Below are 25158 nucleotides of genomic sequence, written 5' to 3' on the forward strand. Positions count from 1 at the left end.
GGTCGGCAGGGGTGGTGGGGTTGGTGGTGGCTGTGGGGTCGATGAGTGTGGTGGGGTCAGCGAGGAAGCGTCGTCTCCAGGCATGCGTGAAACCGTAGGGCGCACTGCGGCGCGGGCGGGAGGCGAACGGCGCCGGTGCACTCTCCCGGGGCGGGATACTGGGGGCATGCGGTTGACGATTTTCTGGGAGCGGATGGCCGAGCACTTCGGCCCGGGCTACGCGGACTCCTTCGCGCGGGACCACGTCATGACGGAGCTCGGCGGACGCACCGTGCACCAGGCGCTGGACGCGGGCTGGGAGGCCAAGGACGTCTGGCGCGCCGTGTGTGCGGCGATGGACGTGCCCGCCTCGCTGCGCTGACGCGGGCGTCCGTTTCCCCGTACGCGGGACGGGTGGGACAGACTGGGCGGCGTGGCAGCCACCGATGAGACGACCGTGACGACGACCGGCACGACCGGCACGACCGGTACGACCGGGACGCCCCGGGCCCCGGAGCCGTCCGAGACGACGAACGACACCGCCGGCGCGGGCGAGGCGGCCGGGCCCGCGGGGTCCGCGGCTCCTCCCGGCGGGGCCGCCGCACCGGCGGCGGGGGCCGGGGCCCGGATGCCGCGCTGGCTGCCGCGCGCCGTCATCCTCGTACTCGCCCTCATCGCCTGCTTCCAGCTCGGCAGCTGGGCCTTCCACCAGCTGACCGCGCTGCTCGTCAACATCCTGATCGCGTTCTTCCTCGCGCTCGCGGTCGAGCCCGCGGTGTCCCGGATGGCGGCCCGCGGCATGCGGCGCGGGCTCGCCACCTTCCTGGTGTTCCTGGGCGTGTTCGTCGCCGCCGCCGGCTTCGTCGTGCTGCTCGGATCGATGCTCGCCGGACAGATCGTCGACATGGTGGGGGGCTTCCCGCGCTACCTCGACTCGGTGATCGCCGCGATCAACACCACCTTCCACACCAAGCTGTCCCGGCTGGCGATCCAGGACAGCCTGCTGCACTCCGACTGGCTCCAGAAGTACGTGCAGAACAGCGCGACCGGCGTGCTCGACGTGTCCGCCACCGTGCTCGGCGGGCTCTTCCGGCTGCTGACGGTCGGGCTCTTCTCCTTCTACTTCGCCGCCGACGGGCCGCGGCTGCGGCGCGCGCTGTGCTCCGTACTGCCCCCCGCGAAGCAGTCGGAGGTGCTGCGCGCCTGGGAGATCGCCGTCGCCAAGACGGGCGGCTACCTGTACTCGCGGGGGCTGATGGCCCTGGTCTCCGGCATCGCCCACTACGTGGTCTTCGCGATCCTCGACGTGCCGTACGCGCCCGCCCTCGCGGTGTGGGTGGGGCTGGTCTCCCAGTTCATCCCCACCATCGGCACCTACCTGGCCGGCGCGCTGCCGATGCTGATCGCCTTCCCGGACTCACCCTGGTACGCGCTGTACGTCCTCGGGTTCGTGGTGATCTACCAGCAGTTCGAGAACTACGTCCTGCAGCCGAAGCTGACCTCGAAGACGGTCGACATCCACCCGGCGGTGGCCTTCGGGTCCGTCATCGCGGGCACGGCCCTGCTGGGCGCGGTCGGGGCGCTCATCGCGATCCCGGCCGTCGCCACGCTGCAGGCCTTCCTCGGCGCGTACGTGAAGCGGTACGAGCTGACCGAGCGGGCGGCCGGGGACTCCGCTGCTTCTTCTACTTCTTCTCCTTCTTCTCGCCCTCGGCCTCGACTTGGTCGAGGAACGCTGCCAGGGCCTCGTTGACGGTCGCCTCGGCGGCGGCCTTGTCCACGCCGAGGCCGCTGAGCAGGCCTTCGCCGTTCTCCAGTTCGAGGAGGGCGAGGAGGATGTGCTCGGTGCCGACGTAGTTGTGGCCCAGGCGCAGGGCCTCGCGGAAGGTGAGCTCCAGGGCCTTCTTGGCGGACGCGTCGAAGGGGATGAGGCCGGGGAGCTCCCCGTCGGAGGCCGGGGGCAGGGCGGCGGTCGCGGCGGTGCGCACGTCCTGCGCGGAGACCTGCTGGGCGCGCAGGGCGAGGGCGGCGAGCCCCTCCGGCTCGGCGAGCAGGCCGAGGACGAGGTGCTCGGTGCGGATCTCGGAGTTGCCGGCGGCCCGGGTCTCGTTCTGCGCGGTGACGACGACGTTGCGGGCGCGCGGGGTGAAGCGGCCGAAGCCCTGGCCGGCGTCCATGCCGCCCTCGCCCTCCTTGTCGGCCTTGGGGACGAAGCGCTTCTGGGCGGCCTGACGGGTGACGCCCATGCTGCGGCCGATGTCGGTCCAGGAGGCGCCCGAGCGGCGGGCCTGGTCCACGAAGTGGCCGATGAGGTGGTCCGCGACGTCGCCGAGCGATTCGGCGACGACGACGGCGCCGCTGAGCTGCTCCAGGGTGTCGGTGTGGACCTTCTTGATGGCCTCGATCAGGTCGTCGAGGCGTACCGGATTGGTCATGCGAACGGGTTCCACGGAAGGGTTCGTCATAGGTGCAACCCTAGGTTGACAGTCAGAAGAGTGTCAACCCCAGGTTGTCAGTCGCGTGCCCGGCGAGCCCGCTTGACAGGGAAATCGAACATCCATTCTGATGAGTTATCCACAGCCGAACCGGGCGTGGAAGCGCATTGTCAGTGGCAGGCGTTAGCGTCAATGGCGTGAAGCGATCGACTCAAGCAAACCGGGTGGAACCCATGGCAGGCACCGACCGCGAGAAGGCTCTCGACGCCGCGCTCGCACAGATTGAACGGCAATTCGGCAAGGGTGCGGTCATGCGCCTCGGCGACAAGCCGAACGACCCCATCGAGGTCATCCCGACCGGGTCGACCGCGCTGGACATCGCGCTCGGCGTCGGCGGGCTGCCCCGCGGCCGCGTGATCGAGGTGTACGGCCCGGAGTCCTCCGGCAAGACGACCCTGACCCTGCACGCCGTGGCCAACGCGCAGAAGGCCGGCGGCACCGTCGCCTTCGTGGACGCCGAGCACGCGCTCGACCCCGAGTACGCGAAGGCCCTCGGCGTCGACACCGACAACCTCATCCTGTCGCAGCCGGACACCGGCGAGCAGGCGCTGGAGATCGTGGACATGCTGGTCCGCTCCGGCGCCCTCGACCTGATCGTCATCGACTCCGTCGCCGCGCTCGTGCCGCGTGCGGAGATCGAGGGCGAGATGGGCGACTCGCACGTGGGTCTCCAGGCCCGGCTGATGAGCCAGGCGCTCCGGAAGATCACCGGTGCGCTCAACCAGTCCAAGACCACCGCGATCTTCATCAACCAGCTCCGCGAGAAGATCGGTGTGATGTTCGGCTCGCCGGAGACCACCACCGGCGGCCGGGCGCTGAAGTTCTACGCCTCCGTGCGCCTCGACATCCGCCGCATCGAGACCCTCAAGGACGGCACCGACGCGGTCGGCAACCGTACCCGCGTCAAGGTCGTCAAGAACAAGGTCGCGCCGCCGTTCAAGCAGGCCGAGTTCGACATCCTCTACGGCCAGGGCATCAGCCGTGAGGGCGGTCTGATCGACATGGGCGTGGAGCACGGCTTCGTGCGCAAGGCCGGCGCCTGGTACACGTACGAGGGCGACCAGCTCGGCCAGGGCAAGGAGAACGCCCGCAACTTCCTGAAGGACAACCCCGACCTCGCCAACGAGATCGAGCGGAAGATCAAGGAGAAGCTGGGCGTGGGCGTGCGCAAGGACGCCGCCGCCGAGGCGGCCGCCGGTGCGCCTGCCGCCGAGGCAGCGGCCGTGCCCGCCCCCGCGCCGAAGGCCAAGACGACGGCCAAGGCCGCCGTCGCCAAGAGCTGACCCGTGCGGGAGCAGGAAAGGGGCGGCGGGAGCGGCGGCCGGGAGGGCCGTCGCGGAGGCGGTCGCGAACGCCGTCGTGAAGACGGCCTCGAAGGCCGTCGTGACGGCGGCCTCGAAGGCCGCCAGGAACTGCCGCCCCAGAGTCCCGAGGAGCAGGCGCGGGCGATCTGTCTGCGCCTGCTCACCGGGATGCCGCGCACCCGGCGGCAGCTCGCGGACGCCCTGGAGAAGCGGGGCATCCCCGAGGAGGTGTCGCAGGAGGTCCTCTCCCGGTACGAAGAGGTCGGCCTGATCGACGACGCCGCGTTCGCCGGGGCCTGGGTCGAGTCCCGGCACCGCGGCCGGGGCCTCGCCCGCCGGGCGCTCGCGCAGGAGCTGCGCACCAAGGGGGTGCACGCCACCCTGGTCCAGGAGGCCCTGGAACAGCTGGACTCCGACCAGGAGGAGCAGACCGCCCGGGAGCTCGTGGAGCGCAAGCTCCGCTCCACCCGGGGCCTGGAGCGGGACAAGCGGCTCCGGCGCCTCGCCGGGATGCTCGCCCGCAAGGGGTACCCGGAGGGCATGGCCCTGCGGGTGGTCCGGCGCGCGCTGGAACAGGAAGGCGCCGAGGACACGGACGAAGAGGGCCTGGGGTATTCGGGGTTCTGAGGTACCCGGGTCCTGAGGTCGGCCTCCGGGCTGCGGGGCCGCGGGCAGGGCCCGGGGGGTGGGGATAGCCCCCGGGCCGAGACGCCGGGGCGCTTCACTGCCAACCAGCGCACCCGGCGGCAGAGTTGGCCGCATGATGCTGCGTTACGCCCTCCAGACCCTCAGGGACCGCAAGGCCGGCTTCCTCGGTGCCTTCGTCGCACTGCTGTGTGCGGCCGCCCTCATCACCGCCTGCGGCACTCTCCTGGAAACCGGACTCCGCGGAAAGATCGCCACCGAGCGCTACGCGGCCACGCCGGTCGTCGTCTCCGCCGACCAGAACGTGCACCAGAGCACGGTCACGGAGAAGAAGGGCGAGACCAAGACGAAGCACAAGGCCAAGCCCGTCGCCGAACGGGCCTGGCTCCCCGCCGCCACCGTGGACGCGGTCCGTTCCGTGCCCGGCGTCGAGCGGGCGGTGCCGGAGCTCAGCTTCCAGGCCGTCCCGCTGGTCGGGGCCCCGGGTGGCGCGAAGCCCTCGTACGGGCACGCCTGGGCCTCCGCAGCGCTCACCCCCTTCACGCTCACCGAGGGCCGCTCCCCCCGGAACGACGGCGAAGTCGTCGTCGACCGCGAACTGGCCGCCCGCGCGGGGCTGAAGACCGGCGCCCCGCTCACCGTGCAGGCCACCGGCGAGCCGAAGACGTACACCGTGAGCGGGATCGCGCAGAGCGCCCGCGGCGACCTCGCCCGCCAGAACGCGCTGTTCTTCGGCGACGCCGAGGCGCAACGGCTGGCCGCCCGCGACGGACGGGTCACCGCCATCGGGGTCCTGCCGACTGCCGGGACCGACCCGGGTGAACTGGCCGGGAGGCTCCGGCAGGCGCTCCGGGGCGCGGGCGGCGGCGGAGGTGGCGGCGCGGGCGGCGGCGCACAGGTCGCCGTGGGCGACGCACGCGGGCCCGTGGAGTTCCTCGACGCGGCCGGCGCGCGCATCAAGCTCGTCTCCATGGGCGGGGCCATGGGCGGCACCGCACTCCTCGTCGCGATCCTCGTGGTCGTCGGCACCTTCGCCCTCTCCGTCCAGCAGCGCTACCGCGAACTCGCCCTGCTGCGGGCCATCGCCGCCACGCCGAAGCAGCTGCGCCGGATGATCGGCCGCGAGGCCCTGCTCGTGGGTCTGGCCGCCGGTGTCGCGGGGGCGCTCGCCGGCCTCCCGCTCGCCGCCTGGCTGCACGGCCGGTTCGTCGCGAGCGGGGTCGTCCCCGCCAACCTGGAGCGCACCGCCGGCATCTTCCCGATGTTCGCCGCCGTCGGAGCGAGCCTGCTCGGAGCCTGGGCGGCGGCCAGGATCACCGGGCGGCGGATCGCCCGGATCCGCCCGGCCGAGGCCCTCGCGGAAGCCGCCGTGGAGCGGGGGCGCCCCGCGTGGATCCGGATCGCGATCGGGATGCTGCTGCTGGCCGGCGGTGTGGTGCTGGTCGCCGTACTCGGTGCGCTGCGCACCGAGCCGGCGTCGACCCCGGTGACCTTCCTCGCGGTCGTCGTGTTCGCCGCGGCGGTCTCGCTGCTCGGCCCGCTGCTCGTCCGCGGCGCGGCGGCGGTGCTCGCCGGGCCGCTGAGGCTCGCGGGGCCGGGCGGGTACCTGGCCGCCGCGAACCTGCGCGGCAATGCCACCCGCATGGCGTCCGCCGTCACCCCGCTCGCCCTGCTGATCGGTATGACCTGCACCGTTCTGTTCATCACGCCGACGCTGGGCGAGGCAGCCCGGGCGCAGGCCCGCGACGGAGTCCGGGCCGGCTGGGTGCTGGCCGCGCGGGGCCCGGGTGTCACCGGCGGCGCCGCGGAGCGGATCCGCCGGACCCCCGGGGTCACGGCGGCCACCGAGATCGTGCACACGTCCGTACGGGTGGGGCTGACGAAGTACGGAGCGCAGGGTGTCACCCCGGCCGGGCTGACCCGGACCTGGGACCCCGGCGTGACGGCCGGGAGCCTGGACGGGTTCGGCGAGAAGAGCGTGGCGGTGAGCGAACTGGCCGCCGATCAGCTGGGGCTGGAGCCGGGGAGCCCGCTGGAGCTCGCGCTGGGGGACGGGACACCCGTCACCCTGACCGTCTCTGCCGTGTACGCGCGGGGGCTCGGCTTCGGCGACCTGACGCTGCCGCACGATCTCGTCGCCGCGCACGTGGACAACCCGCTGGCGGACAGCGTGCTGGTGGCGGCGGAGCCGGGTACGGGGCGGGAGCGGCCGGCCGAGGCGGCCGCGGCGGTCGCGGGGTTCCCGGGGGTCCGGTTGCTGTCGGCGCGGGACGCGGACGCGGTGCGGGCGGAGCGGCAGCAGGCGGGTGCCGAGATCAACCTGCTGGCGATGGGGCTGGTCCTGGCGTTCACCGCGATCGCGGTGGTCAACACGCTCGCGATGTCCACGTCGGAGCGGCTGCGGGAGTTCGCGATGCTGAGGCTGGCGGGGGCCAGACGGCGGCAGGTTCTGCGGATGCTGCGGGTGGAGGCGCTGGCGGTGGTGCTGATCGGGGCGGTGCTGGGGTCGGGGATCGCGCTGGCCGTGCTGACCGCGTTCAGCGTGGGGATGACGGGGGCGGCCGCGCCGGCGGTGCTGCCGGTGGTGTACGTGGGGGTCGTGGGTGTGGCGGGGCTGTTGGCGCTCGCCGCGACCGCTCTGCCGGGGCGGGTCGCGCTGCGCGTGCCGCCGGTCGAGGTGGCCACCTCGCGATAGCGGGCCGCCGCCCCGCCCGGGCCCGGGGCCCCGCAGAGAGCGGGGGGGGGTCCCGGGCCCGGCGGTGTGCGTGGCCTGCCGGGCCCGGTCCCCGAACGTCGGCCGGGCTAAGAAGCGGGGGCGACGGGGAGCCCGGCGGACTTCCAGGCCTGGAAGCCGCCCGTGAGGTCCGTGGCGCGGTGGAGGCCCAGGGCGTGGAGGGAGGCAGCCGCCAGGGAGGAGGCGTAGCCCTCGTTGCAGATCACCACCACCCGCAGGTCGTGCGAGGTTGCCTCGGGAGCGCGGTGGGAGCCCTGCGGGTCCAGGCGCCATTCCAGTTCGTTGCGCTCCACCACCAGCGCCCCCGGGATCAGGCCGTCCCGCTCGCGCAGTGCCTGGTAGCGGATGTCCACCAGCAGCGCGTCGCCGGCGCGGAACGCCTCGTACGCCTGCACCGGGCCGATGCGCGCATACGTCGACCGGACCCGCTCCAGCAGGGCGTCGATGCCGACCGGGGCGCTCACTGCCAGTCCGCCGGACGCTCGACCTGCTCCAGCGTGAGCACCTGCCCGGTACGGCTGAAGCGGCGGATCAGGGGCAGCGGCGGGTAGTACGCGTGCACGGAGACCGCGTGCTCCGCCTGCGACTCGTTGAGCACCTCGTGGACGTGGTGTTCACCGAACGCCCGGCCCGTCCCCGCGCCCAGGCTGCGACTGCGGTCGAGGTCCGGGGCGAGTTCCAGGCTCCGCCAGCCCTCCGAGGGGAGCCGGACCGCCAGCGAGTGCTCCTTCAGCCGGCCCCGGGCAGTGGCGAACGCGCCCTGCGACTCGGCGTGGTCGTGCCAGCCGGTGCCGGTGCCCGGCGGCCAGCCGATCACCCAGGCCTCGCTGCCGCCCGGTCCGTCGAGGCGGATCCAGGTGCGGCCCTCGGGGTCGAGGGGGAGGGAGTCGATGACCGCCGCGTCGGCGGCGGTGCGCAGGGCGAAGGCGAGGAGTTCCGCCGCCGTCACCGCAGGAGCGGGGGCGCGTACGGGGGCGTGCGGAGGTGCGAGGGGCGCAGTGGATGCACTGGGGGCAAGGGGCGCAGACATGGGGGCGTGACCGTCCTGGGGGTTCGCGAAAGTGCGCGCGGAGCGCGCGAGGGGAGGCGAATCAGCAGGAAGGGCGACACACGCAGCCCGCATAGCGGAGCAGGTCCATATGGACCCTCCGCCACAGGCGCACGTCATTGCCGGTCATGTCCGCGAGTGAAGCACGCGCACCGGAGACCGGTCAATCGATCACGGCCGGATGTGTCGGGGCCGTAGGCGTCGTTGACGACGGGTCGAGCGCCGCGCGAGCGCCTTCGGGCGCCCCGCACCGGAGCGTGTCAGCCGCCTCGTACAGCTCCGCGGGCCGCACGCCCGCGAAGGTCGCCGCCAGGTGCCCGTCCGGCCTGACCAGCAGGACCGTGTGCGCGGGCGCCCCCGGGTAGCCGTCCGCGACCAGCAGTTCGGTACGGACCGGCAGCGCACTCACCGCCGCCGCGAGCCGCGGCATCAGCCCGGCGCCCAGCCAGTGCCGCCGATCCCAGACCCCGGTGCCCGGGGCGACCAGGACCACCAGCGGCCGGCCCCGCCCCAGCAGGTCGCGCAGCGGCACCGTCGACCCGTCGGGTGCGGTGACGGGAACGTTGGCGACCTGACCGCCCGGCTCCGTGTCGGTGGGCACCTCGCGCACTGCCACCGGCGGGGCGTACGTCGGCGCCGCACCCAGCGGTCCGCGGCCCAAGTGGCCGTCGGTCAGCAGCATTTCCCCGGAGCGGGTGGCGCCGGGCAGGTAGGTCCGCAGGCCACCGCCCCCGCGCAGTACGGGCATCGTCTGGTCGGCGGCGCGCAGCCGGGCCGCGACCGCCGTGCGACGCTCGCCCTCGTAGCTGTCGAGGAGGGCTTCGGAAGCGCCCTGGTGCCAGGCGAGGGACAGCTTCCAGGCGAGGTTCTCGGCGTCCCGCAGCCCCTCGTCGACCCCCTGCGTGCCGAGCGCGCCCAGCAGGTGGGCGGCGTCCCCGGCGAGGAAGGCGCGCCGGTCGCGCCAGCGCCTGGCCAGCCGGTGGTGCAGGGTGTGGACCCCGGTGTCGAGGAGCTCGTACGGCGGGGTCGCGCCCCCGCACCACGCCGCCAGGGTGTCCCGGATCAGGATGACGAGCGCGTCGGGCGTGACCAGCTCCCCGCGGGCCGGGAGCAGCCAGTCCAGCCGCCACACCCCGTCGGGCAGCGGCCGGGCGGTGGTCTCCCGCGGCGGGTCGCGGTGCAGCAGGGCCTCGCCGGGCCAGGGGAGTTCGGTGCGCAGGGCGGCCACGGCGTGCCGCTCGACGGCGGTGCGGCCCGGGAAGCGGATGCCGAGCAGCTTGCGCACGGTGGAGCGGGCCCCGTCGCAGCCGACCAGGTAACTCCCGCGCCACCACGTGGTCTCGGCGCCCCGGGTGTGCGCGGTGATCCCGCGGTCGTCCTGTTCGAGGGAGTCCAGTTTGCTGTCGGTGACCAGCTGGATCAGCGGATGCGTGCCCGCGGCGTCGCGCAGCCCGCGCGCGAGGGCGTGCTGCGGCAGGTGCAGAGGAGCCTGGCGGTCCTCGAAGGTGATGCGCCGATCGTCGGCCCGGCTGCGCCGCCGCATGGTGCGCCAGGCGGCGAACAGCGCCCCCTCGTCGCGCAGCGTCGTACAGCCGAGCCGGTGGACCATGGCCGAGGTGTCCTCGTGCAGGACGACCGTACGGGCAGGTCGGGGCAGGTCCTTGCCCGGTCCCTCGTCGAGCACGACGCTGGGCACGCCCGAGCCGGCCAGGGCCAGGGCCAGCGACAGTCCGACGGGCCCCGCGCCGACGACGATCACCGGGTCCATGATGCGGCTCCCGATGTCCGGTATGTGATCACAGAACGTATGCAACCCACTGGAGGTGCCTGCGTCAAGTGACACCCGGCCCCGCCAACGCCGTGTGGTGCGGCGGATGAGTTCCGCCGCACCACAGGTGTCACACAAGTGTACTGACCGGGCGTCAGCCGCCCGCACCGGGGAGAGCCGTCAGGGAGCCTCGCCCACGCCGGCGGCGCCGCCCGCGTCGACCTCGGCCACGTCCCCGGCGACGACCGCGCCGGTGCCCTTCTTCGACTTCCGCAGCCGGCCTTCGATCCAGGAGGCGAAGGTGGTGAGGGCGAAGTTCACGGCGATGTAGATCAGGGCGATCACGACCATCGTCGCGATGGTGTTGCTGTAGTTGGCGGAGATCTGCCGGTTCATCGACATCAGGTCGGCGAAGCCCAAGGCCGCGCCTCCGAGTGCCGTGTCCTTGAGGATCACCACGAGCTGGCTGACCAGCGCCGGCAGCATGGCCGTCACGGCCTGGGGGACCAGGACGTGCGTCATGATCTGGCCCTTGCGCATTCCGATCGCCTTGGCCGCGTCGGTCTGGCCGCGGGGCAGCGTCAGGATGCCGGCTCGGACGATCTCGGCGATAACCGAGGCGTTGTACAGGACCAGGCCGGTGACGACCGCGTACAGGGGGCGCAGATCGGAGCTGACGGTGCCGAGCATCACGTACAGAGCGGAGCTGAAGAACATCAGCATCAGGACCGGGATCGCGCGGAAGAACTCCACGACCGTGCCGACCGGGACGCGGATCCACGCGTGGTCCGAGAGGCGCGCGATGCCGAGGAGTGCGCCGAGGGGCAGTGCGATCACCATGGCGATCAGGCCGGCCTTGAGGGTCTCGCCGAGACCGGGAAGCAGGTACGTCGTCCAGACCTGGCTGTCGGTGACGAACGGGGACCACTTGTCGGCGTCGAGCTGGTTCTTCTCGGCCATGAGGGACAGCGCCCACCACAGGACCAGAGCGAAAACCACGAGGAAGATGCCGGTGTAGACCCAGTTGCGGGACCTGGCCTTGGGGCCGGGGGTGTCGTACAGAACGGAGCTCATCGCTTCACCGCCACTCGCTTGGCCACCCAGCCCAGCAGCAGGCCGGTGGGCAGGGTCAGTACGACGAATCCGAGAGCGAAGACCGCGAAGACGGCGAAGATCGCGTCTGACTCGTTCTCCAGCATTTCCTTCATCAGGAGGGCCGCCTCGGCCACACCGATCGTCGCCGCCACCGTGGTGTTCTTGGTGAGGGCGATCAGTACGTTCGTCAGAGGCCCGACGACCGCACGAAACGCCTGTGGGAGAACGATCAGGGTGAGTACCTGGAAGAAGCTCAGGCCGAGCGCGCGGGCGGCCTCGGCCTGCCCCACGGGAACGGTGTTGATGCCCGAGCGGATCGCTTCACAGACGAAGGTGCCGGTGTAGGCGATCAGGCCCAGGACCGCGAGGCGGAACCCGGTCTCCTTGAAGGTCTCGCCACCGAGCGAGATGCCCAGCGTCTGGCTGAGGCCCAGTGAGCAGCCGATGATCAGCAGGGTCAACGGTGTGTTGCGCACGGTGTTGACGTACGCAGTGCCGAAGGCCCGCATCAGCGGGACCGGGCTGACCCGCATCCCGGCCAGCATCGTGCCCCATATCAGGGAACCGACGGCTGAATAGAGGGTGAGCTGAACCGTCACCCAGAAGGCTCCGAGCACGTCGTATTGCCCGGATTCAAGAAAGTCGAACACGTTGCCCTGCGCTCTCCCCAGGATGGCCGGTGAGCCGCGCCGCCGCCTGTGACAGGCGGGCGGCGACGCGCCTCACCGGGAAATCAGCTGCCTTCGGTGATCTGCGGGGCCGGCTCGGCCTTGTAGCCGGCGGGGCCGAGGTTCGAGTCCACGGCCTTCTGCCAGGAACCGTCCGAGACCATCTTCTTCAGCGCGGCGTTGACCTTGGTCTGCAGGTCCGTGTCGCCCTTCTTCAGACCGATGCCGTACGGCTCGTTGCTGAGGTTCAGACCGACCAGCTTGAACTTGCCCTTGTTCTTCTCCTGCGCGGCGTAGCCGGCGAGGATCGAGTTGTCCGTGGTGAGCGCGTCGACGGCCTTGTTCTCCAGGCCCGTCAGGCACTCGGAGTAGCCCGGGTTCTCCTGCAGGTCGGCCTCGGGGGCCAGCTTGGTCTTGACGTTCTGCGCCGAGGTGGAGCCGGTGACGGAGCAGAGCTTCTTCTTGTTGAGGTCCTCGGCCTTGGTGATCGAGGTGTCGTCGGCGCGGACCAGCAGGTCCTGGTGGGCCAGGAAGTACGGGCCGGCGAAGTCGACCTTCGCCTTGCGCTTGTCGTTGATCGTGTAGGTCGCGACGACCAGCTTGACGTCACCGTTGGCGATCAGGTTCTCGCGCTCGGCGCTGACGGCCTGCTTGAACTCGATCTGGTCGGGCTGGTAGCCGAGCTCCTTGGCGACGTAGGTCGCCACGTCCACGTCGAAGCCCGTGTACTTGCCGTCCGGGGTCTTGAGGCCGAGACCCGGCTGGTCGAACTTGATGCCGATGACGATCTTGTCCTTGGCGCCACCGGACGCGCCGCCGTCACCGCTCGCCTTGTCGCTGCCGCCACCGCAGGCGGTCGCCGTCAGGGCGAGTACTGCGGCGACGGCTGCGGCCGCACCGGCCTTGAAAACCTTCATGATGAACTTCCCTCGGATGAGACGTTGTTGGGCGACGAGCGGCGACAGGTCGGTCGCGCTGCCACGGGATCACTACCAGAGCAGGACCGTCAGTGGTGCAGGATCTTCGAAAGGAAGTCCTTCGCGCGGTCACTGCGCGGGTTGCTGAAGAACTGCTCGGGTGCGGCCTCTTCGACGATCTTTCCGTCTGCCATGAAGACGACGCGGTTGGCCGCGGACCGGGCGAAGCCCATCTCGTGCGTGACGACCACCATCGTCATGCCCTCCCGGGCGAGCTGCTGCATGACCTCCAGCACCTCGTTGATCATCTCCGGGTCGAGCGCCGAGGTCGGCTCGTCGAACAGCATCACCTTCGGGTCCATCGCCAGCGCGCGGGCGATCGCCACGCGCTGCTGCTGGCCGCCGGACAGCTGCGCCGGGTACTTGTCGGCCTGCGAGCCGACACCCACCCGGTCCAGCAGGGACTTGGCCTTCTCCAGTGCGGCAGCAGAGTCCGTCTTGCGGACCTTGAGCTGACCGAGCATCACGTTCTGCAGCACCGTCTTGTGCGCGAACAGGTTGAAGGACTGGAAGACCATGCCCACATCGGCGCGCAGCCGGGCCAGTTCCCGCCCCTCCGACGGCAGTTCCTTGCCGTCGACCGTGATGGTGCCCGAGTCGATCGTCTCCAGGCGGTTGATGGTCCGGCACAGCGTGGACTTGCCCGATCCCGAGGGACCGATCACGACCACGACCTCACCGCGGGCAATGCTCAGATCGATGTCCTGAAGCACGTGCAGCGCGCCGAAGTGCTTGTTGACGTTGCTCAGTACGACCAGGTCGTCCGCGGCCGGGGCCGCATCCTGCGCGTCCTTGGTCACTGATACTCCGCTCATCGGCTTCTTGCTCCGTCCTCCTCGGTTGGGAGGACAGTAGTGACGTCATGCGCACACCGTCATTACATCTGAGGGAGAATTGAGCATAACGAAACGGCCTCGCTCCGATACGCTCCGTGCGCACCCGGCTGCCGGGGGCGGATCGCCCGTACCGGGTACATAACGGAAGACGCGCCGGAGCGGAACCCCCTTGACGTGGGCCTCTTCATCGGCGTGGATGCAGGGTGGCCCTGACCGCGGGCCCTGATCAGGAAAACAGGAAACAGGAAAGGGGGACGCCATGAGACTGCTGCTCGTCGAGGACGACGACCACGTCGCCGCCGCCCTGTCCGCGATCCTCGCCCGGCACGGCTTCCAGGTGACCCACGCCCGAAGCGGCGAGGAGGCCCTGCAGGCCCTGCTGCCGGCCGGAGCTCCCCCCTTCGGCGTCGTCCTCCTGGACCTCGGCCTGCCCGACCAGGACGGGTACGAGGTGTGCGGCAAGATCCGAAAGCGCACCTCCACGCCCGTGATCATGGTGACGGCGCGCGGCGACGTACGCTCCCGCATCCACGGCCTCAACATGGGCGCGGACGACTACGTCGTCAAGCCGTACGACACGGGTGAACTCCTCGCACGCATCCACGCCGTCGCCCGGCGCACCGGCGCTTCCGAGGAGGCCGCCGCCACCGGTACGGGCGCCCCCGACGTGGTCCGGATCGGCCCGGTCCGCATCGAACTGCCCACCCGCCGGGTCAGCGTGGACGGCGCCGACGTGCCGCTCACCCGCAAGGAGTTCGACCTGCTCGCGCTGCTGGCCCAGCGCCCCGGGGTCGTCTTCCGGCGCGAGCAGATCATCAGTGAGGTGTGGCGCACCAGCTGGGAGGGGACCGGGCGGACCCTGGAGGTCCACGTCGCCTCGCTCCGCTCCAAGCTGCGCATGCCCGCCCTCATCGAGACCGTCCGCGGGGTGGGCTACCGGCTCGTCACCCCGGCCGCGCCCTAGCGGAGGTCCGTCGTGCGCGCCCGTCTGCTCCCCCTGCTCGTCGTCCTGATGGCGGGCGTGCTGCTCGCCCTCGGCTTCCCGCTCGCCGTGAGCCTGGCCGCGGGGCAGCAGCAGCGGGTGGTGGTCGACCGGATCGACGACAGCGCACGCTTCGCCGCCCTCGCCCAGTTCGTCATCGACGCCGAGGGATCCGGCTCCACCGGCGCCACCGAGCGCCTGGAGACGCTCCAGCTGGAACTCGCCCGCTACCAGCAGCTGTACGGCATCCGCGTGGGCATCTTCCTGCGCGACGACAACGCGATGGCCCGCGCGCCCGGCTGGTGGGAGCTCCCGGCGACGGGCGAGGGCCGCCGCGCCTTCTCGGAGGCCCTCGCCGGGCGCCGCAGCCACGACCCGGCCCAGGTGTGGCCCTGGCAGACGCGCGGCAAGCTGCTCGTCGCCTCCCCGGTCGTCCTCGACGGTGACGTGGTCGCGGTCGTCGTCACCGAGTCGCCCACCGACCAGATGCGGGCCCGCATCCTGGACGGCTGGCTGATCATCATCGCCGGGCTCGCCGCGGCGATGCTCGTGGCGTTCGGCGCCGCCCTCGTGCTCACCCGCTGGGTGCTCAAGCCGGTGTGGACCCTCGACGCGGCCGCCCACGGCATCGCCACCGGACGGATGAACTCCCGGGTCGCGGCGGCCGGCGGGCCCCCGGAACTCCAACGCCTGGCGCATTCGTTCAACGAGATGGCCGACAACGTGGAAGAGGTCCTGGAGCAGCAGCGGGCGTTCGTCGCCGACGCCTCCCACCAGCTGCGCAACCCGCTCGCGGCGCTGCTCCTGCGGATCGAGCTGCTCGCCCTCGAACTGCCCGAGGGCAACGAGGAGATCGCCTCCGTGCGGACCGAGGGCAAGCGCCTGACCCAGGTCCTGGACGACCTGCTGGACCTGGCGCTGGCCGAGCACACCTCCGCCGAGCTCAGCCTCACCGACATCGGCGGGCTGACCGCGGAGCGGGTCGCCTCCTGGCGCTCGTACGCCGAGGAGAAGGGCGTACGGCTCACCGAGACGGGCCGGACCGCCGTCACGGGCTGGGCCGATCCGATCGCGCTCTCCAGTGCGCTGGACGCGGTGATCGACAACGCCCTCAAATTCACCCCGGAGGGTGAGGAGGTCGAGGTGTCGGTCGCCGCGGCCGGGCCCTTCGTGCACGTCGTCGTCGCCGACCGCGGTCCCGGGCTGACGGACGAGGAGCTGCTCCGCGTCGGCGACCGGTTCTGGCGCAGCGGCCGCCACCAGAACGTCAAGGGCTCCGGGCTCGGCCTGTCGATCTCCCGGGCGCTGCTCGCCGCGGGCGGCGGGTCCCTCGCCTACGAGAAGAACCCGCCGCACGGGCTGCGGGTGACGGTGGCCGTCCCGCGCAGCGACCCGCACTCGGCCTGAGGGCCGGGCCCCCCGAGGCGGTCCGCAGCCCGTCAGTCCGCCGGTGCGTCAGGTCCAGGGGAGCGTGGTGGCGGCCGGGGCGGAGGCCGCGTACAGCTCGTCCACGGCCCGGACCTCGAAGCCGGCCGCGGGCTCGCGTCCGGCCCGGGTGACGGCCGGGAGGTACAGGGCCGTGCCGCAGGTGCCGCCGAGGAAGCGGCGGGTGCCGTCCGGGAGCAGGCGGCACAGCTCGTAGTGCCGGACCGGCCCGGCCGCCCGGCTCCAGGACAGCCGTACGTCGGCCCTGCCGTCCTGCTGGGCCGAGGCGTCGACGGTCAGGGCACCCGGAGCCGCCGGGCGCCGCCGCGCGGTGTCTTCGCGTACCGACAGGGCGCCGAGCCGCCAGGACACGGCTCTGTTCCCGCGGGCCGTGATCCGTACGGCGATCCCGTACGCGGTCCTGCCGCCCAGGGCCCCGAGAGCGACCCGGGACGTGCGCCAGGCGCCCGCGGCGGAGCCCCGGACCGGGGCCTTCAGCCAGGTGTACGGGACCGGCTCGCCCGGGGCGGCCGGCTCGCGCGTGGCCACGCCCACCTCGACGGTGACCGTGCCCGAGTCGGTCGCGTGCACCAGCTCCAGCACCGCGGAGGCGGTCAGCGGCAGCCGCGTGCAGTGCAGCCCGACGATGACGGGGGCGGTCAGCGAGCCGGACACGAGGAGACTGGATCCGCCGCGCCAGGCCCTCGCGAAGTCCAGGGTGACGCAGGGGCGCGCGCCGGTCGTCTCGACGGCCCAGCGGCGGCCCGGGAGCCGGTCCTGGAGCCCGAGGTGGTTCCACGGGGTGTCGGAGGTGACCTTGCCGTCCTCGTACCAGCGCTCCCCGTGCCCGGTGTTGAAGGCACAGGCGAAGGGCAGCGCGGTGACGGTGGACCGGTCCGCGACGGCCGTGGCGGGAGCCCGCCAGGTGCCCTCGGGGGCAGGGTGGGCCGGGTCGAGGGACTCGCCCGTCCAGAACCGGTCGTCGGCGCGGTGGAAGGCCCCGGGGGAGCGGTCGGTGAGGTGGTTTCGGGTCCACTCGGGCCGGTAGAAACCGAAGCCGACGACGTGGTCGCGGTCGCGGGGGATGATCGCGTCCCAGCTGACGCCGGAGTTCCAGCCGTTGGACTCCATGTCGAGGGCCGCCCACAGCTCGTGGCGGGAGCGGCCCAGCCGGTCGGCGAGCGCTCCGGAGGCGGCCAGGGTCTGCGCGGTCCAGCGGAAGTCGACGAACATCGTGTCCGCGACCCGGCCCGCCCGGTCCTCGAAGAACTCCTGGTTGAGCGCGTTGAGGGCGCCCTGCCAGCCGACCCGGCCGGTGCTGTTCATGGCGTCGTACCAGGTGATCCGCAGCCCGTACGGGGCGCCGGCCGCCCGCAGGGCGCGCAGGAAGGCCCGCATCCGCGTGGCGAGCGCGCTGTCACCGCCGTCGGTCTCGGCGTTCACGAACCAGCCGTCGAACCCGTGGGTCCGCGCCACCAGGACCAGCTTCTCGGCGATCGGGAACCGGCCGAGGGAGTCCTGCTGGACGATGTCCCGGGTCCACTGGAGGTCGCCGCCGTACACGACGGGCGGCAGGAAGATGTTGCCGAGCACCGGGACGCCGTGGCGGTGGGCGGCGTCGACGACGGGCGCGTTCGGGGCCAGCACGATGCCCTCGCCGGAGGAGCCGCCCCAGAACACCAGTTCGTCGAGGTACGCCCAGTGCGTGAGGGCGTAGTGGTCGGCGGTCGCGGAGCCCTGCGCGGGGTTGCGGGCGGTGGGCCCGAAGGAGACCAGCGAGGAGATCCGGGCCTGGCCGGCCCGGGCACCCGCGTTCGGGGGAACGGGCGTGAACCGGGGCGCGAGCGGCACGGTCGCGGTGTTGTACGCGAGGTCCGGATCGGACTCGGGGGTCCACTGCTTGAGGGAGCGCCAGGTGATGCCGGGGCCCGGGGCGCCCTGGGGGAGGGAGTCGGGGAACCAGTACGAGGCGTACGGGGCCAGGTCGGGGGCGGCCGGCGGGGCGGCCGGCGGGGCGGGCGCAGCCGCGGCCGGGACCGGCGCGGCCTGTGCCTCGGTGGCGGCGCCGATGCCGCCGAGCAGCGCCGCGGCCCCCGCTCCGGCCCCGGCGGCCAGGACGTGGCGGCGGGTCGGCGGGATCGTGCGCGGCCGGTGCGACGGGCGGGCGGTACGAGGGTCGGCGCCGTTGTCGGACTCGGACATGCGGGGCTCCTCGGTGACGGGGACGAGCGGTCAACGTGCGGGCGGTCGGATGACCTCGGGTACGCGCAGCACCTGCGTGATGCCGCGCGCCGACAGATGGGCGGGGTCCTCGGCCAGCTCCGCCAGGACCACCGCGGGGCGCACCCCCTGGGCCGTCAGCGCGGCCCAGGCCTCGAAGAACGCGCCGCCCGGCGCGCACACCGAGCGCGCCGGTGCGGCCCGCGCCCCGCCGACGTCCACCGCCAGCGCGGTGGACCGGACGGCCGGGCGGTGTTCCCGGCCCCGCCACCGCGCGGCGATCCCGGCGACGGCCGCGCCGGCGGGCTTGACCCGGCGGTCGTTGGTGAGCAGGCCGAGCCCGTACTCCAGCTCCGGGAAGTCCGCGAGCTCCCGGGACACGTCGTGCGAGCACCACCAGGTCACGCCCCACAGGTCCGGGCAGTCCAGCGCGTTCGCCACGGTGGCCTCGGCGAAGGCGGCCGCGTGCTCCCCCGGGATCAGCGGGGCGGGCGCCCCGACCTCCTGGAGCCACACCGGGCGGTGGGCATCGCGCGCCCAGGCCTTCGACAGCTCGACCAGGTACGCGGCGTGGTGCTCGGTGGCCGTCCCGGTGCGGCCGTGGCGCTGCGCGGTGCCGTTGAACACCCAGGAGTGCACGGCCGTGGCCGCGCCCAGCCGGGCCGCCTGGGCCGGGGTGAAGGGGTGGCCGTCCCGGTACCAGGCGGCGTCGTACTCGGCGTGCACGTGGAGCCGGCCCGGCGCGCCCTTCTCGCACGCGGCGAGCATCCGCTCCAGCCACTGGCCGGCCTGCTCCGCGGTGATCCGGTCGGGGTCCGGATGCGGGCCGCCGGAGAACTGGTTGACCTCGTTGCCGACCGTCATGCCGAGGAAGTTGGGCCGGTCGGCGAGGGCGCCGGCCAGCGTGCGCAGGTACTCCTCCTGAGCGGCGACGACGTCCGGATCGGTGAAGATGTTCCGCCGGTGCCAGGTCCCGGTCCACGCGGGCAGGAAGTCGAAGCTCGACAAGTGCCCCTGCAGACCGTCCACGTTGACGTCGAGCCCGCGCTCGGCGGCCGTGTCGGCGAGCGCGACGAGCTGCTCGACGGCGCGCGGCCGGATGAGCGTCCGGTTCGGCTGGAACACGGGCCACAGCGGGAAGACCCGTACGTGGTCCAGTCCGAGCGCGGCGATCGAGTCGAGGTCGGCCCTGACCTCGTCGAGGTCGAAGTCGAGCCAGTGGTGGAACCAGCCGCGGGACGGGGTGTAGTTGGCGCCGAAACGGAGCGGACGAGGGGCGGCTTCGTCGTGCATAAGGCGTCCTGGAGTTCTCGGGAATTCGCCGGGTGAGGCACAACCTGCCGGGTGCGGGGAGTGAAGTCAACAGGGCCTCGGGCGGCTGCACTTAAGCGCTTCAGTACCGTTGACAGAAGGGTTTCGTCCTCTCAAGCTGGTCGAACTAATGCGGTTTAGTTCCGGCTTCCGAATGCGTACGGAAAATTCCGGAGGGAAGAGGCGTGCACGTCATGGCCCGCAGGCCCACCATCAAGGACATCGCCCGCCGGGCCGGGGTGTCGGAGAGCGCCGTGTCCTTCGCGCTCAACGACCGGCCCGGCGTCTCCCAGGACACCCGAGCCCGGATCCGCCGCGTCGCCGAGGAGGTGGGCTGGCAGCCCAACAGCGCCGCGCGGGCCCTGTCCGGCGAGCGCTCCGGCGCGGTCGGACTCGTTCTCGCCCGGCCCGCGCAGACCCTCGGCGTCGAGTCCTTCTTCCTCCAACTGGTCTCCGGCATCCAGGAGGTGCTCTCCGCGGACCGGGTCGCGCTGCTCTTCCAGGTCGTGGACGGCATCGACGCCGAATGCGCCGTGTACCGCCGCTGGTGGGCCGAGCGGCGGGTGGACGGGGTCCTCGTCGTGGACGCGCGTACGGACGACCCGCGGCCGGAGCTCCTCGCGCGGCTCGGCCTCCCGGCCGTGCTGATCGGCGCGGCGGGCACGGGCGCGGGCGCGGAGTCGTCCTCGGTATGGGCCGACGATGCCCGGGCCATGGCCCAGGTCGTGGACCACCTGCACGGGCTCGGCCACCGGCGGATCACCCACATCGCCGGGCTGCCCGGCCTCGCCCACACCGCCCGCCGCATCGCCTCGCTGCGCGCCGAGGCGAAGGCGCGCGGGCTCGACCCGGAGCACGTGCGCTCGGTGGTCACCGACTACTCCGACACCGAGGGGGCGGCCGCCACCCGCAGGGTCCTCGCCGAGCCCGAACCGCCGACCGCGCTCGTCTACGACAACGACGTGATGGCGGTGGCCGGCGTCGCCGTCGCCGCCGAGCTGGGCATCGCGGTCCCCGGCCGGATCTCCGTGGTCGCCTGGGACGACTCGGCGCTGTGCCGGGTCACCCACCCCCGGCTCACCGCCTTCGTGCGCGACACCGCGGGGTTCGGACGGCTCGCCGCCGAGGAGCTGCTCGCCGTGCTCGCCGGGAGCCCGCCGAGGGCCCGGGAGAGCGAGCGGCCGCGGCTGGAGCCCCGAGAGAGTACGGCCCCGCCTGCGGCCGCATACTGATTCCGACCCCTTCCTGGAGCCGCTTCCGTGACGAGTCCCACCTCCGCCCTGCCCGCACCGCATGCCGCCGCCCTCGATCCGGGGGCCGGCCCGACCGTGGCCATCGACATCGGCGGTACGAAGATCGCCGGGGCGCTGGTGCACCCCGACGGCACGATGACGGCCACCACCCGCCGCCCGACCCCGCGCGGCGCGGACGGCGACGGGGTCTTCGCCGCCGTCGCCGAGGTCGTCGCCGAGCTCGCGGGCTCCCCGCTGTGGTCCGCGGCGGTCCGCTGCGGCATCGGCAGCGCGGGCCCGGTGGACACCTCGCGCGGCACGGTGAGCCCGGTGAACATCGGGGCGTGGCGGGAGTTCCCGGTCCAGGCCCGGGTCGAGGCCGAACTGGCCCGGCACGGAGCGGCCCTGCCGACCGTACTCGCCGGTGACGGCGTGGCGATGACCGCCGCCGAGCACTGGCTGGGCGCGGCCCGGGGGCACGCGAACGCCCTGTGCATGGTGGTCTCCACCGGGGTGGGCGGCGGCCTGATCCTGAACAACCGGCTCCACCCGGGCCCCACGGGCAATGCGGGCCACATCGGGCACATCAGCGTGGCCTTCGACGGTGAGCCGTGCGTCTGCGGCAGCCGCGGGTGCGTGGAGTCCATCGCGTCCGGGACCGCCATCGCCCGGTGGGCCCTGGACCAGGGCTGGACCCCGGCGGATCCGGACGGGGACGCCTCCGCGGCGGGCGTGGCCGCGGCCGCCGAGGCCGGGGACCCGGTCGCCGTGGCCGCCTTCGACCGGGCGGGGCGGGCGCTGGCCGCGGCCATCGCGGCCACCGCGACGCTGGTGGAAACGGACATCGCGGTCATCGGCGGGGGCGTCGCCACGTCGGGGGACACGCTGTTCGCGCCGATCCGCGCGCACCTGGCCGACTACGCCACGCTGTCCTTCGTGCGCGGCCTGCGGGTGGTCCCGGCGGCCCTGGGGACGCACGCGGGGCTCATCGGGGCGGCCGCGGCCGCGGTGATGCTGCTGCCGGGCACCTGACCGGCGGTTCCCTACGGCTTGACCGAGCGGTAGTACCGCTGGGCGCCCTCGTGCAGGTCCAGCGGGTCCGTGTAGATCGCCGTACGCAGGTCCACCAGCTGCGCGGCGTGCACCTCGTGCCCGATGTCGTCGCGGCTGAAGATCACCGTGCGCGTGAAGCGCTCGGTCAGCTCCGGGTCCGTCTCCTCGGTGGTGACCAGCAGGTTCGGCACGGCCAGGGTGGCCACCGACGAGGTGTTCCGGGCCCGTGCGTACGCGTCCTGCGGCATCACCGCGGCCCGGTAGTACCGCGCCGGGGTCCCGCTCGCCTGGAGCGACTGCACCAGGTCGCCGAGCTGCACGAGCCGGATCTCGTACCGGTCCGCCAGATCGCGCACCGCCTGCGTCGGCAGTCCGCCGGACCAGAAGAACGCGTCGATCCGGCCGGCCTCCAGCTCCGCCGGCATGGTGTCGATGCCTATCGACACCGGGGTGATGTCCCGCGCGGGGTCCAGCTTGGCGGCCCTCAGCAGCCGCTCCGAGATCAGCCGCACCCCGGATCCCGGCTGGCCGATCGCGACCCGCTTGCCCTTCAGGTCCCGCGCCGACTGCACGCTCGACCCGGCCGGGACGACGAGCTGTACGTAGTCGTCGTAGAGGCGGGCCACGCCGCGCAGCTGCTCCGCGCCCGGCTTCCCGTCGGCCCGGTACTTCGAGACGGCGTCCGCGGTGGCGATCGTGAAGTCGGCCTTCCCGGTGGCCACGCGCTGGAGGTTCTCCTGAGAGCCCTCGCTGGGCTCCAGCTGCACCTTCACGCCGGGCATGTCCTGGGCGAGGGCCTGCTCCAGCAGCTGGCCGTAGCGGTGGTAGACGCCGGTGCGGACCCCCGTGCTGAAGGTCAGTTCGCCCTTGAGCTCCGGCTCCCCGAAGGGCCTGAGCCACCAGGCGAGCAGCCCGAGCACCGCCAGTACGGCCACCAGCCCCCACAGGGCGGTGCGCCTGCGGATGCGGGGCGGTACGTGAGCCATGCCGCGATCCTGCCACCGGGCGCGGCCGCTGTCACGGCCCGCCCGCGGTGGAGGGGGCCGGAGGGGTTCCGGGCACCGCCTACCCTTGTTCCATGACCAGCAGCAGCGACCGGAGCACGGCAGTGGACGTCAAGGGAACATACGAGGTGCGCACCTACGGGTGCCAGATGAACGTGCACGACTCCGAGCGGCTGTCCGGTCTGCTGGAGGGCGCGGGCTACACGCGGGCGCCCGAGGGGTCCGACGGTGACGCCGACGTCGTGGTGTTCAACACCTGCGCCGTGCGGGAGAACGCCGACAACAAGCTGTACGGCAACCTCGGCCGGCTCGCCCCGATGAAGACGAAGCGCCCCGGCATGCAGATCGCCGTCGGCGGCTGCCTCGCCCAGAAGGACCGGGACACGATCGTCAAGCGGGCCCCCTGGGTCGACGTGGTCTTCGGCACGCACAACATCGGCAAGCTGCCGGTCCTGCTGGAGCGCGCCCGCGTCCAGGAAGAGGCGCAGGTCGAGATCGCCGAGTCGCTGGAGGCGTTCCCCTCCACGCTGCCGACCCGGCGCGAGTCCGCTTACGCCGCGTGGGTCTCGATCTCCGTCGGCTGCAACAACACCTGCACCTTCTGCATCGTCCCGGCCCTGCGCGGCAAGGAGGAGGACCGCCGGCCCGGCGACATCCTCGCCGAGGTGGAGGCGCTGGTCGCCGAGGGCGTGTCCGAGATCACCCTGCTCGGCCAGAACGTGAACGCGTACGGATCGGACCTGGGCGACCGCGAGGCGTTCAGCAAGCTGCTGCGCGCCTGCGGGGGGATCGAGGGGCTGGAGCGGGTCCGCTTCACCTCCCCGCACCCGCGGGACTTCACGGACGACGTGATCGCGGCGATGGCCGAGACGCCGAACGTGATGCCCCAGCTGCACATGCCGATGCAGTCGGGTTCGGACACCATCCTGCGCGCGATGCGCCGCTCGTACCGCCAGGAGCGCTTCCTCGGCATCATCGAGAAGGTCCGCGCCGCGATTCCGCACGCCGCGATCTCCACCGACATCATCGTGGGCTTCCCCGGTGAGACGGAGGAGGACTTCGAGCAGACGATGCACGCCGTGCGCGAGGCCCGTTTCGCCAACGCCTTCACCTTCCAGTACTCCAAGCGCCCCGGGACGCCGGCGGCCGACATGGAGGGGCAGATCCCGAAGGAGGTCGTCCAGGAGCGGTACATGCGCCTGGTCGCCCTCCAGGAGGAGATCTCCTGGGAGGAGAACAAGAAGCAGGTCGGCCGGACGCTGGAGGTCATGGTCGCCGAGGGCGAGGGCCGCAAGGACGGCGCGACGCACCGGCTGTCCGGGCGGGCGCCCGACAACCGCCTGGTGCACTTCACGAAGCCGGCGGACGAGGTCCGTCCCGGTGACGTGGTGACCGTGGACATCACGTACGCGGCCCCGCACCACCTCCTGGCCGAGGGCCCGACCCCGTCCGTTCGCCGCACCCGCGCGGGCGACGCCTGGGAGAAGCGCAACGCGGCCCCGGCCCAGCCGCAGGGCGTCATGCTGGGCATCCCCACCCTGGGGGTCCCGGCCCCGCTCCCGGAGGCGGCTTCGGGCTGCGCGCTGCCGGCGTCTTCCTGACGGACCGGCAGGGCCCCCGCGCCCGGGGCGCGGGGGGCTAGGGTCGGATCATGCTTGTAGCCGCCGCCGTGTGTCCCGCCCCGCCCCTGCTCGTGCCCGACGTCGCCGCCGGAGCCGCTCCCGAGCTCGCGGACGCCCGTACCGCCTGCTCGGACGCGCTCGCGGTGCTCGCCGCCTCCCGCCCCGACCTGCTCGTCGTCGTCGGCGCCGCCGACCAGGACCACCGCGGGACCTACCCCCAGGGCTCCCGCGGCAGCTTCCACGGCTTCGGGGTCGAGGCCGGCGTACAGCTCGGGGACGGCGAGGAGGGGCCGCGCCTGCTGCCGCCGTCCCTGGCCGTCGGCGCCTGGCTGCTGCGCCACGCCCGCTGGGGCGCCGCCCCGGTCGAGGGCCTCGGCGTAGGGGAGCCCCTCGAAGCCGCGCGGTGCCTGGAGGCGGGCCGGGGGCTCGCCGCGCGCGAGGAGCGCGTCGCGCTCCTCGTCATGGGTGACGGCAGCGCCTGCCGCACCCTGAAGGCACCCGGTTACCTCGACGAGCGCGCCGCCGCCTTCGACGCCGCGGCGGGCCGCGCGCTGGGCGCCGCCGACGTGGCCGCGCTCGCCGCCCTCGACACCGAGCTCGCGCACGAGCTGGGGGCCGCCGGCCGGGCGCCCTGGCAGGTACTGGCCGGGGCCGCCGAGGGCGCGGGGCTCGACGGGCGGCTGCTGTTCGAGGACGCCCCTTACGGGGTCGGCTACTTCGTCGCCGCCTGGTCCTGACCGGCGGGTACCCGCGCGGCGGG

General features: G+C 72.9%; 23 protein-coding genes. 11 read left to right on the plus strand and 12 right to left on the minus strand.

All coding sequences use genetic code 11. The annotated features are described in order from the left end of the window. Positions 1-166 precede the first annotated feature (166 nt). Together AB0M92_RS25450 and AB0M92_RS25455 are read left to right on the plus strand one after the other, a co-directional pair. Positions 167-361 carry a DUF3046 domain-containing protein gene (locus tag AB0M92_RS25450; protein WP_366104595.1) on the plus strand — a complete coding sequence of 65 codons (195 nt, stop codon included), beginning with the start codon at positions 167-169 and terminating at the stop codon, positions 359-361. Positions 362-607: 246 nt separating this feature from the next. Then, entirely contained in the window at positions 608-1732 is a 1125-nt protein-coding gene (locus tag AB0M92_RS25455) for an AI-2E family transporter (RefSeq protein ID WP_366104686.1), read from the plus strand. Here the strand turns inward: AB0M92_RS25455 and AB0M92_RS25460 are convergent. Further along, positions 1665-2444, minus strand: a complete 780-nt coding sequence (locus AB0M92_RS25460; RefSeq protein ID WP_366104596.1) for a Clp protease N-terminal domain-containing protein — start codon at positions 2442-2444, stop codon at positions 1665-1667. The two genes, AB0M92_RS25455 and AB0M92_RS25460, sit on opposite strands and share 68 nt — an antisense overlap. 203 nt (positions 2445-2647) lie before the next feature. Here AB0M92_RS25460 and recA point away from each other — a divergent pair, with 203 nt between their 5' ends. From recA to AB0M92_RS25475, 3 genes are all read left to right on the plus strand, one after another. Next, on the plus strand, positions 2648-3757 hold the full coding sequence (gene recA / locus AB0M92_RS25465) for a recombinase RecA (protein ID WP_366104597.1): 1110 nt from the start codon (positions 2648-2650) through the stop codon (positions 3755-3757). A gap of 3 nt (positions 3758-3760) precedes the next feature. Beyond that, complete coding sequence (recX, locus tag AB0M92_RS25470) at positions 3761-4405, plus strand: recombination regulator RecX (protein WP_366104598.1); 645 nt, start codon at positions 3761-3763, stop codon at positions 4403-4405. Between the two features lie 133 nt (positions 4406-4538). Then, positions 4539-7118 (plus strand): FtsX-like permease family protein, encoded by a 2580-nt coding sequence (locus AB0M92_RS25475; RefSeq protein WP_366104599.1) that lies wholly within the window; start codon positions 4539-4541, stop codon positions 7116-7118. A gap of 107 nt (positions 7119-7225) precedes the next feature. Here AB0M92_RS25475 and AB0M92_RS25480 read toward each other — a convergent pair whose 3' ends face one another. From AB0M92_RS25480 to AB0M92_RS25515, 8 genes are all read right to left on the minus strand, one after another. Next, complete coding sequence (locus AB0M92_RS25480; protein ID WP_366104687.1) at positions 7226-7627, minus strand: rhodanese-like domain-containing protein; 402 nt, start codon at positions 7625-7627, stop codon at positions 7226-7228. Further along, a complete protein-coding gene (locus AB0M92_RS25485; RefSeq protein WP_366104600.1) occupies positions 7618-8187 on the minus strand; it encodes a cysteine dioxygenase in 570 nt (189 codons plus the stop codon). The genes AB0M92_RS25480 and AB0M92_RS25485 overlap by 10 nt, the downstream gene beginning before the upstream one ends. 61 nt (positions 8188-8248) lie before the next feature. Further along, positions 8249-8335, minus strand: a complete 87-nt coding sequence (locus tag AB0M92_RS25490; protein WP_311318651.1) for a putative leader peptide — start codon at positions 8333-8335, stop codon at positions 8249-8251. A 33-nt stretch (positions 8336-8368) separates the two neighbouring features. Next, entirely contained in the window at positions 8369-9973 is a 1605-nt protein-coding gene (locus AB0M92_RS25495; RefSeq protein WP_366104601.1) for an FAD-dependent monooxygenase, read from the minus strand. 180 nt (positions 9974-10153) lie between these two features. Beyond that, positions 10154-11047: an amino acid ABC transporter permease gene (locus tag AB0M92_RS25500; RefSeq protein ID WP_366104602.1), complete on the minus strand. Its 894-nt coding sequence runs from the start codon at positions 11045-11047 to the stop codon at positions 10154-10156. Beyond that, positions 11044-11718, minus strand: a complete 675-nt coding sequence (locus AB0M92_RS25505) for an amino acid ABC transporter permease (RefSeq protein ID WP_366104603.1) — start codon at positions 11716-11718, stop codon at positions 11044-11046. The genes AB0M92_RS25500 and AB0M92_RS25505 overlap by 4 nt, the downstream gene beginning before the upstream one ends. Positions 11719-11801: 83 nt before the next feature. Continuing rightward, the gene (locus AB0M92_RS25510) at positions 11802-12653 is read right to left on the minus strand and encodes a glutamate ABC transporter substrate-binding protein (protein WP_366104604.1); all 852 of its coding nucleotides are present in this window, start codon (positions 12651-12653) and stop codon (positions 11802-11804) included. Positions 12654-12742: 89 nt separating this feature from the next. Then, entirely contained in the window at positions 12743-13528 is a 786-nt protein-coding gene (locus AB0M92_RS25515) for an amino acid ABC transporter ATP-binding protein (RefSeq protein WP_030859665.1), read from the minus strand. Positions 13529-13808: 280 nt separating this feature from the next. Here AB0M92_RS25515 and AB0M92_RS25520 point away from each other — a divergent pair, with 280 nt between their 5' ends. Together AB0M92_RS25520 and AB0M92_RS25525 are read left to right on the plus strand one after the other, a co-directional pair. Beyond that, positions 13809-14513 carry a response regulator transcription factor gene (locus AB0M92_RS25520; RefSeq protein WP_366104605.1) on the plus strand — a complete coding sequence of 235 codons (705 nt, stop codon included), beginning with the start codon at positions 13809-13811 and terminating at the stop codon, positions 14511-14513. 12 nt (positions 14514-14525) lie between these two features. Next, a complete protein-coding gene (locus tag AB0M92_RS25525) occupies positions 14526-15938 on the plus strand; it encodes a HAMP domain-containing sensor histidine kinase (RefSeq protein WP_366104606.1) in 1413 nt (470 codons plus the stop codon). 48 nt (positions 15939-15986) lie between these two features. On the opposite strand, the gene AB0M92_RS25530 is transcribed toward AB0M92_RS25525, so the two are convergent. Further along, positions 15987-18158: an endo-beta-N-acetylglucosaminidase gene (locus AB0M92_RS25530; RefSeq protein WP_366104607.1), complete on the minus strand. Its 2172-nt coding sequence runs from the start codon at positions 18156-18158 to the stop codon at positions 15987-15989. A gap of 30 nt (positions 18159-18188) precedes the next feature. Further along, positions 18189-19469 carry a glycosyl hydrolase gene (locus AB0M92_RS25535; protein ID WP_366104608.1) on the minus strand — a complete coding sequence of 427 codons (1281 nt, stop codon included), beginning with the start codon at positions 19467-19469 and terminating at the stop codon, positions 18189-18191. A gap of 212 nt (positions 19470-19681) precedes the next feature. Here AB0M92_RS25535 and AB0M92_RS25540 point away from each other — a divergent pair, with 212 nt between their 5' ends. Further along, positions 19682-20719 (plus strand): LacI family DNA-binding transcriptional regulator, encoded by a 1038-nt coding sequence (locus AB0M92_RS25540; protein ID WP_366104609.1) that lies wholly within the window; start codon positions 19682-19684, stop codon positions 20717-20719. Positions 20720-20815: 96 nt separating this feature from the next. After that, positions 20816-21751: an ROK family protein gene (locus tag AB0M92_RS25545; RefSeq protein WP_366104689.1), complete on the plus strand. Its 936-nt coding sequence runs from the start codon at positions 20816-20818 to the stop codon at positions 21749-21751. An 11-nt stretch (positions 21752-21762) separates the two neighbouring features. Here the strand turns inward: AB0M92_RS25545 and AB0M92_RS25550 are convergent, their stop codons facing one another. Next, positions 21763-22758: a TAXI family TRAP transporter solute-binding subunit gene (locus tag AB0M92_RS25550; protein WP_366104610.1), complete on the minus strand. Its 996-nt coding sequence runs from the start codon at positions 22756-22758 to the stop codon at positions 21763-21765. 92 nt (positions 22759-22850) lie between these two features. On the opposite strand from AB0M92_RS25550, the gene miaB reads away from it, so the two are divergent. Together miaB and AB0M92_RS25560 are read left to right on the plus strand one after the other, a co-directional pair. Continuing rightward, on the plus strand, positions 22851-24377 hold the full coding sequence (miaB, locus tag AB0M92_RS25555; RefSeq protein WP_366104611.1) for a tRNA (N6-isopentenyl adenosine(37)-C2)-methylthiotransferase MiaB: 1527 nt from the start codon (positions 22851-22853) through the stop codon (positions 24375-24377). A 50-nt stretch (positions 24378-24427) separates the two neighbouring features. After that, entirely contained in the window at positions 24428-25135 is a 708-nt protein-coding gene (locus tag AB0M92_RS25560; protein WP_366104612.1) for a class III extradiol dioxygenase subunit B-like domain-containing protein, read from the plus strand. The last annotated feature ends 23 nt before the right edge of the window (positions 25136-25158 follow it).

The organism is Streptomyces sp. NPDC051582, assembly GCF_040681715.1.
GTDB lineage: Bacteria > Actinomycetota > Actinomycetes > Streptomycetales > Streptomycetaceae > Streptomyces.

Excerpts from the sequence above, each read along its gene's own strand:
- AB0M92_RS25450 (WP_366104595.1), top strand. The coding sequence starts at position 167 with ATGCGGTTGACGATTTTCTGGGAGCGGATGGCCGAGCACTTCGGCCCG.
- AB0M92_RS25455 (WP_366104686.1), top strand. The coding sequence starts at position 608 with ATGCCGCGCTGGCTGCCGCGCGCCGTCATCCTCGTACTCGCCCTCATC.
- AB0M92_RS25460 (WP_366104596.1), bottom strand. The coding sequence starts at position 2,444 with ATGACGAACCCTTCCGTGGAACCCGTTCGCATGACCAATCCGGTACGC.
- recA (WP_366104597.1), top strand. The coding sequence starts at position 2,648 with ATGGCAGGCACCGACCGCGAGAAGGCTCTCGACGCCGCGCTCGCACAG.
- AB0M92_RS25475 (WP_366104599.1), top strand. The coding sequence starts at position 4,539 with ATGATGCTGCGTTACGCCCTCCAGACCCTCAGGGACCGCAAGGCCGGC.
- AB0M92_RS25485 (WP_366104600.1), bottom strand. The coding sequence starts at position 8,187 with ATGTCTGCGCCCCTTGCCCCCAGTGCATCCACTGCGCCCCTCGCACCT.
- AB0M92_RS25490 (WP_311318651.1), bottom strand. The coding sequence starts at position 8,335 with ATGACCGGCAATGACGTGCGCCTGTGGCGGAGGGTCCATATGGACCTG.
- AB0M92_RS25495 (WP_366104601.1), bottom strand. The coding sequence starts at position 9,973 with ATGGACCCGGTGATCGTCGTCGGCGCGGGGCCCGTCGGACTGTCGCTG.
- AB0M92_RS25500 (WP_366104602.1), bottom strand. The coding sequence starts at position 11,047 with ATGAGCTCCGTTCTGTACGACACCCCCGGCCCCAAGGCCAGGTCCCGC.
- AB0M92_RS25510 (WP_366104604.1), bottom strand. The coding sequence starts at position 12,653 with ATGAAGGTTTTCAAGGCCGGTGCGGCCGCAGCCGTCGCCGCAGTACTC.
- AB0M92_RS25515 (WP_030859665.1), bottom strand. The coding sequence starts at position 13,528 with ATGAGCGGAGTATCAGTGACCAAGGACGCGCAGGATGCGGCCCCGGCC.
- AB0M92_RS25520 (WP_366104605.1), top strand. The coding sequence starts at position 13,809 with ATGAGACTGCTGCTCGTCGAGGACGACGACCACGTCGCCGCCGCCCTG.
- AB0M92_RS25530 (WP_366104607.1), bottom strand. The coding sequence starts at position 18,158 with ATGTCCGAGTCCGACAACGGCGCCGACCCTCGTACCGCCCGCCCGTCG.
- AB0M92_RS25535 (WP_366104608.1), bottom strand. The coding sequence starts at position 19,469 with ATGCACGACGAAGCCGCCCCTCGTCCGCTCCGTTTCGGCGCCAACTAC.
- AB0M92_RS25540 (WP_366104609.1), top strand. The coding sequence starts at position 19,682 with ATGGCCCGCAGGCCCACCATCAAGGACATCGCCCGCCGGGCCGGGGTG.
- AB0M92_RS25550 (WP_366104610.1), bottom strand. The coding sequence starts at position 22,758 with ATGGCTCACGTACCGCCCCGCATCCGCAGGCGCACCGCCCTGTGGGGG.
- miaB (WP_366104611.1), top strand. The coding sequence starts at position 22,851 with ATGACCAGCAGCAGCGACCGGAGCACGGCAGTGGACGTCAAGGGAACA.
- AB0M92_RS25560 (WP_366104612.1), top strand. The coding sequence starts at position 24,428 with ATGCTTGTAGCCGCCGCCGTGTGTCCCGCCCCGCCCCTGCTCGTGCCC.